This window comes from Kribbella sp. NPDC058693 (assembly GCF_042715335.1).
GTDB lineage: Bacteria > Actinomycetota > Actinomycetes > Propionibacteriales > Kribbellaceae > Kribbella > Kribbella jiaozuonensis.
Window position 1 is genome coordinate 807,706 of sequence record NZ_JBHXSQ010000002.1, and the last position, 17,642, is coordinate 825,347.

Annotated in this window: 16 protein-coding genes; 8 read left to right on the top strand and 8 right to left on the bottom strand. The window is 68.3% G+C overall.

Annotated features, from left to right (window positions below; translation table 11 throughout):
• Positions 1 to 26 precede the first annotated feature (26 nt).
• A complete protein-coding gene (locus tag ACFWUU_RS13485) occupies positions 27 to 701 on the top strand; it encodes a CGNR zinc finger domain-containing protein (protein WP_380175474.1) in 675 nt (224 codons plus the stop codon).
• 181 nt (positions 702 to 882) lie between these two features.
• A complete protein-coding gene (locus tag ACFWUU_RS13490; protein WP_380175475.1) occupies positions 883 to 1,299 on the top strand; it encodes a VOC family protein in 417 nt (138 codons plus the stop codon).
• 42 nt (positions 1,300 to 1,341) lie between these two features.
• On the opposite strand, the gene ACFWUU_RS13495 is transcribed toward ACFWUU_RS13490, so the two are convergent.
• A complete protein-coding gene (locus ACFWUU_RS13495) occupies positions 1,342 to 2,088 on the bottom strand; it encodes a phytanoyl-CoA dioxygenase family protein (protein ID WP_380175477.1) in 747 nt (248 codons plus the stop codon).
• Positions 2,089 to 2,158: 70 nt separating this feature from the next.
• On the opposite strand from ACFWUU_RS13495, the gene ACFWUU_RS13500 reads away from it, so the two are divergent.
• Positions 2,159 to 2,977, top strand: a complete 819-nt coding sequence (locus ACFWUU_RS13500; protein ID WP_380175479.1) for an AraC family transcriptional regulator — start codon at positions 2,159 to 2,161, stop codon at positions 2,975 to 2,977.
• Here ACFWUU_RS13500 and ACFWUU_RS13505 read toward each other — a convergent pair.
• Positions 2,974 to 3,819 (bottom strand): DinB family protein, encoded by an 846-nt coding sequence (locus ACFWUU_RS13505; RefSeq protein WP_380175481.1) that lies wholly within the window; start codon positions 3,817 to 3,819, stop codon positions 2,974 to 2,976. The genes ACFWUU_RS13500 and ACFWUU_RS13505 overlap by 4 nt on opposite strands.
• A gap of 63 nt (positions 3,820 to 3,882) precedes the next feature.
• Between ACFWUU_RS13505 and ACFWUU_RS13510 the strand changes: the two genes are divergently transcribed.
• The 3 genes from ACFWUU_RS13510 to ACFWUU_RS13520 all read left to right on the top strand — a co-directional run bounded on the left by ACFWUU_RS13510 (position 3,883) and on the right by ACFWUU_RS13520 (position 6,804).
• On the top strand, positions 3,883 to 4,824 hold the full coding sequence (locus ACFWUU_RS13510) for a helix-turn-helix transcriptional regulator (RefSeq protein ID WP_380175483.1): 942 nt from the start codon (positions 3,883 to 3,885) through the stop codon (positions 4,822 to 4,824).
• 484 nt (positions 4,825 to 5,308) lie between these two features.
• The gene (locus tag ACFWUU_RS13515) at positions 5,309 to 5,929 is read left to right on the top strand and encodes a hypothetical protein (protein WP_380175485.1); all 621 of its coding nucleotides are present in this window, start codon (positions 5,309 to 5,311) and stop codon (positions 5,927 to 5,929) included.
• 83 nt (positions 5,930 to 6,012) lie between these two features.
• Complete coding sequence (locus ACFWUU_RS13520) at positions 6,013 to 6,804, top strand: hypothetical protein (protein WP_380175487.1); 792 nt, start codon at positions 6,013 to 6,015, stop codon at positions 6,802 to 6,804.
• Between the two features lie 7 nt (positions 6,805 to 6,811).
• Here the strand turns inward: ACFWUU_RS13520 and hrpA are convergent, their stop codons facing one another.
• The 3 genes from hrpA to ACFWUU_RS13535 all read right to left on the bottom strand — a co-directional run bounded on the left by hrpA (position 6,812) and on the right by ACFWUU_RS13535 (position 12,329).
• A complete protein-coding gene (gene hrpA / locus ACFWUU_RS13525; RefSeq protein WP_380175489.1) occupies positions 6,812 to 10,723 on the bottom strand; it encodes an ATP-dependent RNA helicase HrpA in 3,912 nt (1,303 codons plus the stop codon).
• Positions 10,724 to 10,979: 256 nt separating this feature from the next.
• Positions 10,980 to 11,846: a TIGR03619 family F420-dependent LLM class oxidoreductase gene (locus ACFWUU_RS13530; RefSeq protein WP_380175491.1), complete on the bottom strand. Its 867-nt coding sequence runs from the start codon at positions 11,844 to 11,846 to the stop codon at positions 10,980 to 10,982.
• 78 nt (positions 11,847 to 11,924) lie between these two features.
• Positions 11,925 to 12,329, bottom strand: coding sequence for a universal stress protein (locus tag ACFWUU_RS13535; RefSeq protein ID WP_380175493.1), 405 nt, complete (start codon positions 12,327 to 12,329; stop codon positions 11,925 to 11,927).
• 58 nt (positions 12,330 to 12,387) lie between these two features.
• Between ACFWUU_RS13535 and ACFWUU_RS13540 the strand changes: the two genes are divergently transcribed.
• Positions 12,388 to 13,170 (top strand): LLM class flavin-dependent oxidoreductase, encoded by a 783-nt coding sequence (locus ACFWUU_RS13540; RefSeq protein ID WP_380175495.1) that lies wholly within the window; start codon positions 12,388 to 12,390, stop codon positions 13,168 to 13,170.
• Here the strand turns inward: ACFWUU_RS13540 and ACFWUU_RS13545 are convergent.
• From ACFWUU_RS13545 to ACFWUU_RS13555, 3 genes are read right to left on the bottom strand one after another with little or no spacing between them, the layout of a single operon-like run.
• Positions 13,157 to 14,785, bottom strand: a complete 1,629-nt coding sequence (locus ACFWUU_RS13545; protein WP_380175497.1) for an AMP-binding protein — start codon at positions 14,783 to 14,785, stop codon at positions 13,157 to 13,159. The genes ACFWUU_RS13540 and ACFWUU_RS13545 overlap by 14 nt on opposite strands.
• A complete protein-coding gene (locus ACFWUU_RS13550) occupies positions 14,782 to 15,657 on the bottom strand; it encodes an SDR family NAD(P)-dependent oxidoreductase (protein ID WP_380175499.1) in 876 nt (291 codons plus the stop codon). Before ACFWUU_RS13550 ends, ACFWUU_RS13545 begins: the two co-directional genes overlap by 4 nt.
• A gap of 40 nt (positions 15,658 to 15,697) precedes the next feature.
• Entirely contained in the window at positions 15,698 to 16,474 is a 777-nt protein-coding gene (locus tag ACFWUU_RS13555) for an alpha/beta fold hydrolase (protein WP_380175502.1), read from the bottom strand.
• A gap of 45 nt (positions 16,475 to 16,519) precedes the next feature.
• Here ACFWUU_RS13555 and ACFWUU_RS13560 point away from each other — a divergent pair, with 45 nt between their 5' ends.
• Entirely contained in the window at positions 16,520 to 17,641 is a 1,122-nt protein-coding gene (locus tag ACFWUU_RS13560; protein ID WP_380175504.1) for a M24 family metallopeptidase, read from the top strand.
• Position 17,642: the final 1 nt, after the last annotated feature.

Consider the following 17,642-nt stretch of genomic DNA (forward strand, 5'->3'; position numbering starts at 1 on the left):
GGTGTGATGCTGGTAGCATCTCATCCATGATCGACAGTTCTCATGCGGAATTTCGCATCGTGGGCGGGCATCCTGCCCTCGATCTGGTGAACACGGTCACCCCGCGCCTGCGAGGCGGCGCTGTGGAGCACGATTACCTCACCTCGCCGGCCGAACTGCTCGACTGGAGCCGCCGGATCGGGCTGATCGACCTGCGCGATCACAGCGCGATCGAAGGCACCTGGCGCTCGGCCCCGGAGCTGGCCGCGAAGGCACTCGGTGCGACGTTGGAGATCCGCGAGGCGACGTACGACGTGCTCGCGCCGCGTGCAGCTGGTGCCGTCATCGCGATAGACGGAGTCAAGCGCAGCCAGGGATCCGCCTTCGAGCGCTTGATGTTGCGCTGGTCCGCGGCCGCTGCCCGCTCGATGCTGATCCCCGGCGCGGACCGGGAGCGCGGCGTCGCGGAGCTGGTCGTCGGTACGTCGCCGGCGCAGCTCATCCCGGACCGCCTGGTGGTCGCGGCGGTCGAGCTGGTGCGGACGGTCGAGCTGCGGCAGTTGCGCGCCTGTCCGGTCGACGACGGCGGCTGCGGCTGGCTGTTCCTGGACCGCAGCCGGAACGGTTCCCGCCGCTGGTGCGCGATGGAGGACTGCGGGACGCGGGCGAAGATCCGCAAGCTGGGCGAGCGCCGTCGCGCTACCGCCGTACTGCAGTCTTAGTGGTAGCGAGAGCGAACCTTCACTGTCAGCGATCGGCTCACTGGTCGAGAACGCGTGTCGAAAGGTGCGAATTGTCCCCTCGACCTGTCATCGTAGGCGGCCGGGCCTTCCGACCAGAGGGACCTGGCCGGGCCTGCCCCGTACCGGGAAGCAGGCTGACGCAACAGATTGTGGAGGACAGATGACGCAGGTGGCAGAGCAGCCGGGCAGTACTGCCGGGCGGCTCGGCTCGGTGGTGCTGGATTGCCCGGACCCGCTCGAGCTCGCCCAGTTCTACTCGGCGCTGCTGGGGCTGGACATCGACGAGAACGGTGACGACGACTGGCGGAGCCTGACCGGCCCCGGCTCGTCGCTCGGGTTCTCGACGCTGGCCTTCCGGCGCTCGGAGCAGTACGTGCCGGCCACCTGGCCCGGCGCCGACGCGCAAGATCTCCATCTCGACCTCATCGTCGAGGACCTCTCGAGCGGTCACGCGACCGTGGTCGCCCTCGGCGCCGAGCCGCTCGACCCCCTGGATCCGCCGCCCGCGGAGAACGCGCGTGGCTGGCGGATCTACGCCGACCCGGCGGGCCACCCGTTCCGGATCTGCCTCGAATAACCCGTCGAAGGCCCGCCCCAGCCGGGGCGGGCCTTCGCATGTTCAGGACCAGGCGCTGCTCCCCGTGAACGGGAAGTGCCGCCCCTCGTCGTACTTCGGCCGTGGCTGGTAGCTGTTCACCCCCGGCTCGCCGCGCAGATGGAAGGCGCTCGGGTACGGCGTCTCCGCGTCCGTGATCCGCGTCGACGTCGGGATGTAGCGGATCGTCAGCCCGCAGCGCCGGTTCGGCGACGTGTTCGCGTTGCTGCCGTGGACGATGTTCGGGTGATGGACCTCGACGTCGCCCGGCGCCAGCACCATGTCGACCGCCTGGGCCTCGTCGACCTCGACCGCGATCTCCTTGCCGAGCACACTCTCGACGTCGGTGTTGTCGCGCATCCCCTCCACCCCGGACAGGTGGCTCCCCGGGATGACCCGCACGCATCCGTTCTCCGGCGTCGAGTGGTCGACGGCCAGCCACAGCGTCACGACCTCCATCGGGTCCAGCGGCCAGAATGCCGCGTCCTGATGCCACAGCACGGGCTGACCGGAGTACGGCGGCTTGGAGATGTAGTGCGAGGCGAACAGCGCGATGTCCGGCCCGACGAACCGCTGGGCGATGTCGACGAGCCGGTCGTCGCTCACCAGCCGCACCCAGAACGGGTCGTCGCGCAGATACACATGCCCGAGCTGCTCGGGCCGTACGTCGGGATGCCGGGCCTGCAGCCATTCGACATGATCGTTCACTTCCTTGATCAGCTCTTGATCGATGACGTCGCGGAAGATGACGTAGCCGTCTGTTTCGAACATGTCTCCAGCGTGCGGTCCGGGCGAACCGGCGTACTAGCAATGGTCTGACGAGAATTTGTACTGTGTTGACGTGAGTCAGGTACTGCGGTTCGAGGCGCACGCGTTCGGCCGGCCGTACCACGCGGCGCGGGTGCGGATCCTGGCCCGCTCCCGCGACACCGAACTGCACACCCATGCGGACTTCCACGAGTTCATGGGCGTCGTGTCGGGCAGCGGCGAACACCTGCTGACCACCGGCGTCGAGCAGCTCCGCCCGGGTGACGTGGTCCTGGTCCGGCCGAGCGACCAGCACGCGGTTCGCGGCTCGACGCCTGACGGACTGGAGTTCGTCAACGTCGCCTTCCCGAGCTCGATCTGGCAAGGCTTCCTCGACCTGACCCGCACCGCGACCTGGTCGTCCCGCGGCCCGATCACCTTTCACCAACCGGCCGCAATCGCCGTCTTCGAACAGGCTTTGACCCGCTTCCAGGACAACCCGAGCTCCTACGACTTAATGCGCTTCTGGATCGACCTGATGGAGCTGCTCGCACCGGTCGACACCGCGGCCCCCAGCGTGCCGGACTGGCTGGCGCGAGCATGTACTGCGATGCGCGCCGAGCAGAACCTCCGCGGCGGCGTACCCCGCTTGCTCGAACTCGCCGGCGTCAGCCCTGCCCACCTGTCCCGCTCGATGCGCACGTCGTACGGCGTGACGCCGACCGCCTTCGTCACCGACCTCCGCCTCGAACACGCCGCATCCTTGCTAGCGGCAACCAATACCTCCATCGCCGCGATCGCCACCCGCTGCGGCTTCACCAGCCAGTCGTACTTCACCCGCACGTTCACCGCGGCGCACGACCTCCCGCCCCGCGACTTCCGCCGCCGCTCGCAGCGCGCGTTCGTGCCCTAGAGCGATTCCAGGTACGCGACGACGTCCGCCTGCTGGCCCCAGTTCGCCCAGCCGAGTACGTCGGCACCGAACCGCGGATCGGTCAACGTCAGATCCGCGCCGTGCTCGACGAGGAATCGCAGCGAATCCAGCTCGCCGGTCCCGGCCGCCACATGCGCGGCAGTGGCCCCGCTCTTGGTTCGCTCGCTGATGCCAAAGCCCAGGCCGGCTAACTGAGGCACGACCTCCCACCGCCGCGCCGCCGCTGCCTCGGCGAGCAGCGCCGGACGCTCGGCCGGCGTGATCTCGCCGGCGAGGGCGGCCGCGAACGGGTCCTCGGCACGTACTCCGCGATAGAAGTCGCGGACCGTGCCGACCTCGGCGCCGTGGTGGATGAGCTCATCGAGGATGTGCAGGGCGAACGAGCTGCCCGCGTGCTCGGCGTACGGTCCCGCAACCTCGCCCATCGGCCGGGCGAGGTCCTCGGGGCTGAGTGCGGCGAGGCGTCCACGCCAGACGGCGTACGCGTGGTCCAGAGCGGCCAGAGCGTCAGCCGCGGATGCCGGTACAGGCGGCTGGCCGTCCTCGGCAAGGGGCTGGTGCCCGAACCAGGTGGCGGTGCGGTCCTCCTGGAGGATGTCGACGATGTGGGTGATCCGCCACGCCAGCGTCGTGAACGGGGCCGGCTCCGGAGCGAACGGGCTGCCGTCGGCGATGTACCCCGTCTCGGTCTTCCGGATCGACCAGCACCCCTCGAACGGCTCCCAGAGGTATTCGTCGTCGGTCAGGCCCTCCACCCGGTCCCGCAGCCGCTGCCAGGCGAAGTCGGACAGGTCCAGAAGATCTTGCGAAAGCGTCGTCATATGGCCACCGTAGGACGACCTGCGGACAGGATCGGTCCGCAGGTCGGGTAAGAATAGAAATTGATGGATACCGCAGCCCGGCTACTCCGCCTGCTGTCCTTGCTCCAGTCGCGTCCGCAATGGGACGGCGCCGAGCTCGCGGACAGGCTCGCCGTCACGCCTCGGACCGTACGGCGCGATGTCACGCGGCTGCGCTCGCTCGGGTACCCGGTCGAGGCCGAGGCTGGAATCGGCGGCGGCTACCGCCTCGGGCCGGGTGGCCGGCTGCCACCGCTGCTGCTCGAGGACGAGGAGGCCGTCGCGATCGCGGTCGGCCTGCGCGTCGCGACGACCACCACCGTGTCGGGTGTCGAGGAGGCGGCGATCTCGGCGCTGGCCAAACTCCATCAGGTCCTGCCCGCTCGGCTCCAGGAGCGAGTCGCGGCCATCGGCGCGCATACGACCCAGCTGCCACAGGGCGAGCTGCCGCAGGTCGACGGCGAGGTGCTGGTCACCCTGGCTGCCGGTTGCCGTCATGTCGAAGGGATCCGGTTCCGCTACCGCACTCACGACGGCAGCGAGTCCGAGCGCAGTGTCGAGCCGCTGCAGATCGTGCACACCGGCCGCCGCTGGTACCTCGTCGCCCGCGACCGCGATCGCCAGGCCTGGCGCACCTTCCGCGTCGACCGCATCACCGAACCCGTCCTGACCGGCTCCCGCTATCGGTTCGAGGACCCGCCGGACCCGGTCGCACTAGTTGCCGAAGGCACCGGAGTCGCGCCGTGGGACATCGTCGGCCGGGTCCGCGTCCACGCCGATGCCGCCACGGTCGCCCGGATGATTCCGCCGAGCCAGGGCGTGGTCGATCCGATCGACGCGACCACCTGCGAGGTCCGCTTCGCGGCCAACGAGCTAGGACCCCTCGTCTCCGGGGTCATCCGCCTCTACTGGCCGTTCGAGATCCTCGACCCACCCGAACTCCGCGCGGCCGTCCACCGCCACGCCCGCAGGCTGCTCGACTCCTAGCTGTCCGCCAACGCCTTCCGGATCCGCTTCTCCGAGATCGGGTACGGCGACCAAGAATGTGTGAAGGCGTCGGTCAGGGAGCTCCCAACGCCTCGCTAGTTCGGCCGACGGACATCACGAGCGCTGGATTTGAGATCGGAACGGCGAGTGTCTCGCCCCGAGGATGCGGCCTAGCAAGCTCGCCGCCGTGGCGAGGACACTCAGTAGCATGTGATAGATATGGCAAGCCCTATATGTCCGCTATAACCGCAGCTCAGAGGGCTATTTCGGAAGATGGAATTTAGATGCGAGCATATGGTCGACAACTATGCGGACATGTCAATTGATACGCTATCCGGGTCCGGTGGCAACCAGAGGTAGCAAAGCCCCGAAGTTGTGCGGATGACAGTGCAGATTCCAAAGCATGTCGCAATAGGGATTTGACCGACTGCCGGATCGGAGTACGCTGAAGTCGTTCAAGGAACATGGAAGGGAGAAGATCACCATGTCAGATTCCGCGGATGATGCAGGCGATGAAATCCGCCAGGCCGCCAGAGCTGCTCTGGAGGATGTGAACGCCCTGGAGGCGTCGGGTGATGACAGGCGGATCATCCTCAAAGCCGTGCTTCAAGCCAGGCTATCAATGCACGCTCCTGCGGCAGTTTCGGCAGCCTCGTTGCATGCGCCGGCCGCGCGCGATCGAATGACTGGTCCGCCTGCGGTGGCGGGCGAGGCGGACGTTCTCGACAAGATGAGCTCGGTGTTTGGGCTGGACCGAGAGACACTGGAGCTGGTGTATGACGTTCAAGATGGCGAACCTGCCTTGGTCATCTCGTCGAAGAAGGTCGCTTCCGGGAAGGCAGAAGGCGCCCGGCAGCTGACCCAGTTGGTCGCGGCCGCTCGCCAAATCGCCGGCATTGAGGAGTGGACCTCAGCCAACGTCCTCCGCCCGATCGTGCAGGACTACGGCCGGCTCGACAGCGCCAACTTTGCCTCGGCGATCCAGCAGTTGGACACCGTGGCGGTCCTGCGCGGTCGAGGGCAGGGACGAGAATTGAAGATCACCAGGTCGGGCTTGGAGAAGGTCGCTGAGCTGATCAAGAGTTTGACCAGCGGTGACTCGTGACCGGCGGACGCAGTGATGATGCCGCTGGCGGCGGTGTACGGCTACGCCTCCAGGCGCTCCGTGGGCCGCTCCAGGTTCTGTCTGTGAGCGGGCTTGCGGCCACGCGGTCGGAGGCGGGCATCTTTACCACGCGTCAGGTTGCGGACCTGTTTGTGGAGCTTCGGCTGCCGGCCGTCACCAACCCGAGTTCGAGTCTCGGCCGGCTGCGTGCTCAGGGATTACTGATGCGCCCGACGGCCGACACGTGGGCCCTGACGCCGGCCGGAGAGGAGAAGCTGAGCGCCGAGGGGTTGCGGATCCCGTCGCATCTGCTCGATCTCGCTGCCGGACAGTACGCGGGGTCCGAGCTGGGCGACCGGCGCCATGCCTTGATCCCCCCGTTCCTCGGACCGATGGGGCCGGTTGGTGGACTTGCGCACCTCCTGGAGGACTCGCCGTTTGAGCAGAACATCATGCTGATCACACGCTTCCCCAAGACCCTCGACGATGCTGTCGCTGGACTGATCCCGGTTCTCCAGAAGGTCACCGCCGGCCATGATCTCCGTCTCCTTGTGGCCAGCGACGCGATGAGGGAAGACACTCTTTGGGCGAACGTCGTCACCTACATGTGGGCCTCGAAGTACGCGATTGTTCTCCTCGACAAGCCCGGCGAGGCGCTGAATTCCAATGTGCTGATCGAGATCGGCGGCATGCTGATGTCGGGACGCAGGTGTGCGATTCTGCGGGACACAAGTGTGCCGGCCATGCCGACGGACCTTGTCGGCCACATCTATAAGCCCGTCGTGCTCGCGGACCACGACGCATGTGCTCAAGCAATCCATCGCTGGATCCGCGACGATCTCGGGCAAGGAGCCTGCCCGGACTGCCCAGCGTAGGTGTTCGTCACGAGTCCGCCAGCGCCTTCCGGATGCGCTTCTCCGAGATGGGGTACGGCGTACCGAGCGTCTGCGCGAACAGGCTGATCCGCAGTTCCTCGAGCATCCACCGCACCTCGAGCAGCTCCGGGCTCGGGTACTTGCCGGTCGGCACGGCGCGCAGGCGCTTCTCGTACTCGTCGGTGAGCGTCTGGACGATGGCCATCCCGGAGCGGTCGCGCGCAGCGTTGGCGCTGAGCTTGTCCAGGCGCTGCTCCATGCCGCGCAGGTACCGCACCAGGTCCGGCAGCCGCTTGGCCCCGGTCTCGGTGATGAAGCCGGGGTGGACCAGCCGTTCGAGCTGACCACGGACGTCCGACAACGCCACGATCAGCGCCGGGCTCGACGCCCGGGAGATCTGCTTGTCCACGGTCCGCGCATGCCCGAGCACCTGCTCGACTTGTTGCAGGATCGTCAGCACGGTGTCCGCGAGGTCCGACCGTACGGCGTCACGCAGGATCGCGAACGCCGTGAGGTTCCACGCCGGACCGCCCGCGGCCGTCATCAGCTGATCGACCGCCGCGCCGATCGCATCGTCGAGCAACTCGCCGACGTTGCGATGCGGACCCGCCATCAGCGTCATCTTCTGCTGATTGCTCAGGTGCCGCTGTACGACGTCGATCACCGACGGCATCGTCAGCAGCAAGAGCCGACGGGTGCCGGCCCACATCGCCGCGGCCTGATCACGCTCGGTCTCCTGCAGGCGAATCGCGACAGTCTTACCCTCGTCGACGAGGGTAAGGTAGCCGGCGACGGTCAGGCCGTTGCGGCGTTCGGAGAAGCTGCGCGGCAGGTCGCCGAAGGTCCAGTCCGTCAGCCCGGACTTCTCCAGACCGCTGACCGCCTTCGACGCGACCTGCGAGATCGCGGCCGTGGTCTTCGGCTTCAGCTTCTCCTTCAGCTTGGCAAGGTCCTTGCTCTCAGCAACGGTCTTGCGCTTGTCGTCCTCGACCCGGAACGTCATCCGCAGGTGCTCCGGCACCCGGCTCCAGTCCCAGTCGCTCGGCTCGATCACGACACCGCGCAGCTCCCGCAGCGCGCGAGCCATCGCATCGGTCAGCGGTCCGGACGCCGGGTCGAGCTCGGGGAGGATCTGCCGGGCGTGGTCCGGTGCCGGCACGATGTTGCGCCGGATCGCCTTCGGTAAGGACTTGATCAGCGTCGTGACCAGTTCCTCGCGGAAGCCCGGAACGCTCCACTCGAACCCGTCCGCGGTGACCTGGTTCAGCACGAGCAGCGGGATGTGGACGGTCACACCATCGGCGTCGGTACCCGGCTCGAAGGCGTAGGTCAGATCGAAGGTCATCCCGTTCTGCATCCAGTGCAGCGGGAACTCTTCCTCCCGGACCTCGGCGCCCTCGCGAACGACGAGCGACCGCTCGAAGTCCAGCAGGTCGTGGTCGCGTTGCCGCGCGGTCTTCCACCAGGTGTCGAAGTGCCGCCCGGTGACAACTTCCGGGCCGATGCGCTCGTCGTAGAACGCGAACAGCGTCTCGTCGTCGACCAGCAGGTCGCGCCGCCGGGTCCGCTCCTCGAGCTCCTCGACTTCCTCGATGAGTTTGCGGTTCTCGTGGAAGAACTTGTGGTGCGTGTCCCAGTCGCCCTCGACCAGCGCGTGCCGGATGAACAGCTCGCGCGATACCTCCGGGTCGACCTTGCCGTAGTTCACCTTCCGGCGCGCGACGATCGGTACGCCGTACAGCGTGACCTTCTCGTACGCCATGACCGCGCCGGCTTTGCGTTCCCAGTGCGGCTCGGAGTACGACCGTTTGATCAGGTGCGGGGCGAGGTCCTCGGCCCACTCGGGCTCGATCTTGGCGTTCACGCGCGCCCAGAGTCGTGAGGTCTCGACCAGCTCGGCGGCCATCACGAACTGCGGTGGCTTCTTGAACAGGCCGGAGCCGGGGAAGATCGCGAACTTGGTGCCGCGGGCACCGAGGTACTGGTGCTGGTTGGCCGGGTCCTTCATGCCGAGGTGGCTGAGCAGGCCGGACATCAGCGAGATGTGCACGCTCTGCGGGTCGGCCGGCTCGCCGCTGTTGAGCTTGACGCCGATCTGGGACGCGACCTGGCGGAGCTGCGCGTAGATGTCCTGCCACTCGCGGACGCGGAGATAGTTCAGGTACTCGCTGCGGCACATCCGGCGGAACTGGTTGCCGGACAGCTCCTTCTGCTGCTTCTTCAGGTAGCCCCAGAGGTTCAGGTACCCGAGGAAGTCGCTGTTCGGGTCGCGGAACCGGGCGTGGGACTGGGTGGCCTGCGCCTCGGCGTCGGTCGGGCGTTCGCGCGGGTCCTGGATCGAGAGCGCGGCCGCGATGACCATCACCTCGCGGACGCAGGCGTGTTTGTCGGCCTCGACGATCATCCGGGCCAGCCGCGGGTCGAGCGGGATCTGCGCGAGCTGGCGGCCGATCGGGGTGAGCCGGCCGCCCTTCGGGGTGTCGATCGCGCCGAGCTCGGTGAGGAGCTGCAGGCCGTCGGTGATGCTGCGCTTGTCCGGCTCGTCGATGAACGGGAACGCGGCGATGTCACCGAGGCCGATCGCGGTCATCTGCAGGATGACGGACGCGAGGTTGGTGCGGAGGATCTCCGGGTCGGTGAACTCCGGGCGGTTGGTGAAGTCCTCTTCGGAGTACAGGCGGATGGCGATGCCGTCGCTGGTGCGGCCGCTGCGGCCCTTGCGCTGGTTGGCGCTCGCCTGCGAGACCGGTTCGATCGGCAGGTGCTGGACCTTGGTGCGGTGGCTGTAGCGCGAGATGCGCGCCGTACCGGGGTCGATGACGTACTTGATGCCGGGGACGGTCAGCGAGGTTTCCGCGACGTTGGTCGCGAGCACGATCCGGCGGTTCGAGTGGGACTGGAAGACGCGATGCTGCTCGGCGTTCGAGAGCCTGGCGTAGAGCGGCAGGATCTCCGTCGTACGCCGTTCGCCGCGAAACTTGTCGTTGAGCGCGTCGGCGGTATCGCGGATCTCGCGCTCGCCGCTGAGGAAGACCAGGATGTCGCCGTCCGCCTCGTACTCGAGCTCGTCGACGGCGTCGAGGATCGCCTGGGTCTGGTCGCGGTCGATCGTGCTCGGGTCCTCGGGGTCGTTGACCGGGCGGTACCGCACCTCGACCGGGTAGGTCCGGCCGGACACCTCGACGATCGGCGCCGGGTTGCCCTGCGCGTCGGCGAAGTGCGCGGCGAAGCGCTCCGGGTCGATGGTCGCCGACGTGATGATGACCTTGAGGTCGGGACGGCGGGGGAGGAGCCGCTTGAGGTAGCCGAGGATGAAGTCGATGTTCAGGCTGCGCTCGTGCGCCTCGTCGATGATGAGGGTGTCGTAGCGGGTGAGGTCGCGGTCGCGCTGGAGTTCGTTGAGCAGGATGCCGTCGGTCATCAGCTTGACCAGCGAGCGCTCGCTGACCTTGTCGGTGAACCGTACGGCGAAACCGATGGTCTCACCGAGCTCGGTGCCGAGCTCCTCGGCGATCCGCTCGGCAACTGTGCGCGCCGCGAGCCGGCGGGGCTGGGTGTGGCCGATCATGCCGTGGATCCCGCGTCCGAGCTCGAGACAGATCTTCGGGATCTGGGTCGTCTTCCCCGACCCGGTCTCACCCGCGACCACCACGACCTGGTTGTCCCGGATCGCCGCCGCAATCTCGTCCTTCAGCTGACTGACCGGCAACTCTTCCGGGTAGGTAATCTCCGGCACGGCATTCCGCCGCACCTCGACCCTGCGCTCGGCCTGCTCGATCGCGCCGATCACACCCTGCAGCGCCTGCTCCCGCTTCCGGGCTTCCTTCGTGGTCCGAACCCGCTCCAACCGCTTCCCAAGATGCTCGCGGTCGTAAGCCGTGAGGTCATCCAGCCGCGCAACAACCTCCGCCAAACTCACCCCGTCTTCGGTGGAGGGGGCGCTGGATGCGCCGCCGCTGCGGCGGCGGGCGGAGGCGTCTGCGCCGGACGGGGCGGTGCCGGACGGCGACCCAGGAGTCGCGCCGGGGATGGGGCCTCTCCGGCCCTGGGCGCCGCGTCGGCGGCGGCGGTTGGGCTGGGGGTCGGAGGGGGCTGGGGATGGACTCGGGGACTCGGTCCGGGCATCAGGCATAACCAGTCCAGTTTAGGCGGCCGGCCCCAGCGCCTCATCCGGATTACGGGAGGTGGGTTGCGAGGGTCTTGAGGGCTGCTATCTGGTCGGGGATCGGGGTGTTGATGAGGTTGAGGTCCCAGTCCACTCGGGTGATGCCTTCGGCGGCGGCTCGATGCAGGTCGCCGAGGATTGTGTCGGGGGTGAAACCGACCGGACCCTGCAGCATCGGATGCGGTTTCATCGGGCCGGCGCGGAGGATGATCGGCCCGGAACCACCCGCCTCGTGGTACCACCGGATCGCCGCGCACGTGGACTCCCAGTCGCGATGCGCCAGCGTCAGCCCATCCGTGATCCGAGCAGCCCGTTCGATCGCCGGCCGCGCCACACCACCGCCGTACAGCGTCAACGGCGCCACCGGCTTAGGCCCGAGCGTCGCCATCGGCACGGTGTAGTGCGCACCGCTGAACGAGACCGGATCCGGCCCCCAACAAGCCCGCAGTACGGCGACCGACTCCTCGAACGCCGCCACCCGCCCACGCTCCGGCACGCCCGCAGCGACGAACTCCTCAGACAACCAGCCAAGTGCGATCCCCAGATCCATCCGCCCGCCGGAGAGCTGATCGATCGTCGCCACCCGCCGCGCCAGCACCACCGGCTGCTGGAACAACGGCACCAGTACGGCGGTATGCAACCGCGCCCGCTCCGTCCGCGCCGCGACGTACGTCAGCGTCTCCAACGCGTCGTACGCCGACTCCCGCGGCAATCCAGCGTGGTTCACCCAATCCGGCGCCGCCGGCACCAACAGCCGCTCGAACACCGACACCGCCGCGAATCCCAGCTCATCGGCGGCCGTCGCAATCTCGACCACGGCGTCCGGCCCGCGCAGCCCGACCACCGGCAGCCCGACGCCAACCTCCGGATATGACATCCACGGTTCCTTCCGCTCCAGGGCACCCCGAAGGCGCCCGTTCACCCGTGGGTCGGAGCGGGGACCGGAACCTTGCGGTCAGTCGTGCGGCGGAGGCACCTTGACCGCGAGAACCGGAACCGGCGACTCGAGCAGCACCCGCTGAGCGGTGCTGCCGAGGATCAGCTTGCCGACGGGGGAGCGGCGCCGCAGACCGAGCACGATCAGCCCGACGTCCTCAGCGGCGGCCGCCTTCAGCAGCGCGCCGGCCACGTCGCCTTCGGTGACGGCCTGCTGGATCGTCACATCGACACCGTGCGCGCGCAGCTTCGCCTCGGCGGCGGCCAACTCGTCGGCGTTGGCGTAGCGGGCGTCGATGTAGGAGTCGCCGCGGCTGGTGTTCAGGAGCAGGACCGACGCGCCGCGCAGCTCGGCCTCGGTCGCCGCGGCGGTCAGCGCCGCCTCACCTTCGGGCGATGGTACGTATCCGACGAGAATCTTCACGGCACCCACTCTCCCATCAATCGCCGTTGCCGAAGGTCAGGCGGTTAGGGTCAAGCGCATGGTTGAACTGCAGGTGGTCCTCCCGGACGAGTCGGCAGCGATGCCACCCGAGCGACTCGTCGAGCTGGCCGTGGCCGCCGAGGAGCTCGGCTACGGTACGGCGTGGTTGCCCGATCACCTGCTTCCGCCGGGCGAGTTCGGCTCGACGTACGGCGGTGTGTACGAGCCGCTCGTCACGATCGGGTACCTCGCGGCGCGCACGACCCGGATCCGGTTCGGTACCTCCGTGCTGGTGCTGCCGATGCGGAGCGCCTTCGTAGTCGCCAAGCAGGCCGCGACGCTGCACCGGTTGTCGGGCGAACGCGTCGTACTCGGGCTCGGTGCCGGTTGGGCTCGCGAGGAGTTTGCCGCGGTCGGCGTCCCGTTCGAGGAGCGTGGCCGGCGTACGGACTCGTCGCTCGAAATCATCCGCGACCTGTTCGAGGGGCGCGATCGTGGCGGCGTGTTCGAGCCGAAGCTGCGGAAGCCGTTGCCGATCATGGTCGGCGGTACGACGACGCCGGCGCTGCGGCGGGCGGCCCGGTTCGGCGATGAGTGGCAGGGGCTCGGGCTGGACGGCGCTGGGTTCAGTGCGGCGGTCGCGCGGCTGCGGTCCTTCGGCGAGCGGAAGGTGAAGGTCGGCACTCGGCTCGACTGGTCCGGTGGCGATCCGGGACCTGTCGTCGCGATGGCTCATGAGCTTGTCGAAGCCGGTGCCGAGACGGTCGCGGTGTCGTTCGGGGACGAGCGGGACGCGCTCGAGCGGATGACGCGGTTCTACGGTCTGTTCACGGCGGGCTGAGTTTGCCGCGGAGGACCTTGCCGGTCGCGTTGCGCGGGAACTCGTCGAGGATGACGATCTGGCGCGGGGTCTTGTAGCGTGCCAGGCTCGCCTTCACGTGCGCGATCAGCTCGTCCTCGGTCGCAGGCTCCCGCAGTACGACGTAGGCGACCAGGCGTTGGCCGAAGTCGTCGTCGGGTACGCCGGTGACGACTGCCTCGGCGACCGCGGGATGCGCCGCGAGGCACTCCTCGACCTCGACCGGGTACACGTTCTCGCCGCCGGAGACGATCATGTCGTCCTCACGCCCGTCGACGAACAGCCGGCCGGCGCTGTCGAGATGACCGAGATCACCGGTGCTCATCCGCCCGTCGACGACCGTCTTGCTCGAACCGTCGGAGTAGCCGCCGAATACCAGCCCACCGCCCGCGAAGATCCGCCCGGTCGTGCCGGTCGGCACAAGCTGGTCCTGGTCGTCGAGGATCCGGATCGAGCTGCCAAGACACGGACGACCGACCGTCCCCGGCGCTTCGAGCAGATCGGCGGAGTTCGCGATCGTGGCGATACCGACCTCGCTCGACCCGTACGCGTCACACAACACCGGCCCGAACCGCTCGATGAACCGCTCAGCCAGTGGCACACCAAGCTGCGACGCCCCGGAGATCACCGCCCGCAAAGAACGCAGGTCGTACTCCGCGATCGCCGTCGGCCCGAGCTCCAGCAACCGCCGCAACATCACCGGTACGGCGACCACCGCGCCGGCCCGCGTCTTCTCGACATCCGCCAGTACGGTCGCCGCGTCGAACCGCGGCCGCAACACCAACGGCGCCCCGAGGAACAACGCCAGCATCGACGTCAGCAACCCGAGCCCATGGAACAACGGCGGCCCGATGATCACAGGCTCACCCGACCGCACCCCGAACCGACTCAGCGCACTGGCCGTCAACCCAGCCAACCCCACCGCAGTAGGCACCCGAGGCGCCGCCTTGGGCGCCCCGGTAGTCCCTGACGTGAGGATGGTGATGTGCCCAGCAGTTGAAGGCGCGGGCGCGCCTACCGCCCGGCTGTCAGCCAGCTCGCCCAGCGTCGCCACCCCACTCCCGCCCGAGGTCGAGAGGATCGCGGTGACGCCGGCCGGCGGCGTGAACTCTTCGTCGTGGACCAGCAGGTCTGGTCGGTGCCGCTCCAGGACCGCCTCCAGCTGAGGCGCAGCGAACTCCGTATTCACGAACAGGACGTCCGCACCGATCCGGGACGCCGCCAGCGTCGCTTCCAGGAAGCCGATGTGGTTCCGGCAGAGCACCGCGACCTTGCTACCGGCAACGATGTCGTACTGCGCGTGCATCCCCGCGGCGATCCGCTCGCAGCGACGATCCAGCTCGGCGTACGTCAGCTGACTGTCGCCCGAGATCACCGCCGCACGATCCGGCCACCGGATCGCCGCGATCACCCCTAGCGCCGCCATCGACTGACCCCACGTCCGCAGCGCACGCTCGATCCGCACCAACTGCGCCGGCCCCGCCGACCGCCACACGCCCGACCTGACGAGCGCCAGAGACACCTCGCCGACCTCGGCCGCACCCTGCATCAACCACTCGGGCGGCCGGATCGGACCGATCGGCCGGATCGTCCTCATCGCTTCTTCCCGCCTCCGGTACGCCGGAAATACTGCTCGAACAACCGGTCCGTCGGCACCCGCAACAAGTTGCCCACGGCATCAGCCGGCCGCACGAACGGCGGCGTGATGTTGTGCGGCCTCTCGGCCACCGCCGTACACACCTGATCGGCAGCCTGCTCCGGCGTCAGCCCCGGCATCTTGTTCAGCAGCGGCGTCGGTTCACTCATCCGCGTATGCACCAGCCCCATGTAGACGGTCGACGTAGTCACCCCGTCCCCACGAACCTCCTGCGCTACACACCGCAGCCACACATCAAACGCACTCTTCGACGCCAGGTACGCCGACCACCGCGCCATCGGCGGCGTCCGTACACCGGCCGTCGACACGTTCACGATGTGCCCGGACCGTCGCTCGCGCATCGACGGAAGCAGCTCGAGCACGAGTTTCGCCGGGCCGAGGTAGTTGATCGCGTTGGTCCGCTCGATGTCGTGGAACCGCTGGTACGTGTCGGCAACCGACCGCCGGATCGACTTGCCTGCGTTGCTCACCAATACGTCGACCCGCCCGTGCTCGGCCAGCACGGTCCGCACAAGCTCCTCGACTGCGCCCGGATCGGCAAGGTTCGCCGGATACACGTACGCCGACCCGCCACCCGCCCGGATCTCGCCCGCGACAACCTGCAGCTGCTCCTCGGTCCGCGCCACCAGCAACACCGTCGCCCCGGCCGCCGCCAACCGGCGCGCAGTCGCCTCGCCGATCCCGTACGACGAACCGGTCACCAGGATCACCTTGTCCCGCACGGCCGCGGTCAACCGCTCGTCCGAGATCCGCGTGCGCCCGTTGGTCAGCGCAACAAGCAACGGCCAGCCGAACGGTCGCTTCCCAGTCATGACGCCGACATTACCCGCTGGTAGTCACGCGCGGGAGCCCCTAGCTGACTCTTTGCAACCAGTCCCTGACCAGCACGCCGAGCAACTCCGGCTGCTCAATCTGCAGGTTGTGCCCGGCAATGTCGAGCACGGCGAACGTCGCGCGCGGGTAGTGGGGGAGCAGTTCGTACCAGTCCTCGTACCCGGTGACCGCGTCCTGCCGCCCGCACAACACCAAGGTCGGTCGCGTATAGATCGGACCGCTCTCCGGAGCCGTCGACAGCGCCCAGTTCTCCTGGATCCGATCCATCGCGGCCAGGTCCGCAACCGCGAGACCGGGCGCGACGTCGGCGCGATAGGCAGCCAGCGCGGCGGCGGTCTGCACGACCGCGAGCTCGGTGAAGTCTTCGCCGTCGGTCAGCGATTCGAGCACGCCCGGCTCGGTTCGCAGGACGACGTGCTCGGGCACCTTGCGGTCCTTGTGCCAGAGCGTGCCGGTCGGACAGATCAGGCCCATGCCCAGGATCTGCTCGGGGCGTTCGGCGACGAGCCCGCGGGAGAGGTACCCGCCGTACGACTCGCCCATCAGCAGGAACGGCTCGTCGCCGATCTGCTCGTCGATGAACTCCCGCACCGCCGCCATGATCCCGTCGGAGCTGTCGATGTCACCGGCCGGGCTCTGTCCCATCGCGGGCAGGTCGGGATAGATCCGGCGGTACCCGGTCAGTTGACTGAAGATCGGTTCGAGGCAGCCGGTCATCAGCCGGTGGTCCGGAGTCCAGCCGTGCAACGCCAGAACCGGAACGCCGTCGCCGAAGGCCACATGGTGCAGAGTCATGAAAGAGGTTTTAGCAATCACCGCCGACAGTTCTAGAGTCGCCCCATGGCCCGTCGCTCAGCACTGCCTCCGATTCCCGACTTCGCCGTACTCCGTTCCCGCCTCGACCGTGCCCGCGAGGCGGCGGCCGGCACCGGCCTGGTGATCGCGCCGGGCTCGGATCTGCGCTACCTGATCGGTCAGCCGGGCGGCTCGTTCGAGCGGCTCACCGCGCTGCTGATCCCCGCGGACGGCACTCCGGCACTCGTCGTACCGAAGCTCGAAGCACCCGGGTTCGTCGGCCTGGAGGACCTCGGAGTCGACGTCATCACGTGGGTGGACGGAGTTGATCCGTACAACCTCGCCGCCGAGCGCATGGGTGCCCCGGAGCGGGTTGCGGTCAGCGACTTCACGCCGGCGCTGCATGTGCTGGCGATCCGCGACGCGTTGCCGAAGGCCGAGCAGGTGCTGGCCGGGCCGATCGTCCGGGAGCTTCGGATGCGCAAGGACGCGGCCGAGATCGAGGCCCTGCGGAAGGCGGGCGCGGCGATCGATCGCGTGCACGCCCGAGTGGGCGAGTGGTTGCGTGCTGGGCGGACCGAGGCGGAGGTCGGCGCCGATATCGCCGCCGCGATCGTCGAGGAGGGCCACACCGAGGCGGACTTCGTGATCGTCGCCAGCGGACCGAACGGCGCCAGCCCGCACCACGCGCTGTCCGAGCGAGTCATCGAGGCCGGCGACGTGGTGGTCGTCGACATCGGTGGACCCGTTGCCGAGGGCTACAACTCGGACTCGACCCGCACGTACGCCGTCGGCACGCCGCGGGACGCCGATGTCGCCGCGACGTACGCCGTACTGCAGGAGGCTCAGCAGGCCGCGGTCGATGCGGTTCGGCCGGGTGCGACAGCGGAGTCGATCGATGCGGCGGCGCGGGACGTGATCGCTGCTGCCGGATTCGGTGAGTACTTCATCCACCGGACCGGGCACGGGATCGGGCTGGATGTGCACGAGGAGCCGTACATCGTGGCGGGCAACGACCTGCAGCTCGAGGCCGGGATGGCGTTCAGCGTCGAGCCGGGCATCTACCAGCCGGGCCGGTGGGGTGCACGGATCGAGGACATCGTCGTGGTCACCGCGGACGGCGGCGAGTCGATGAACAACCAGCCGCACGACCTCGTGGTGGTCTGAG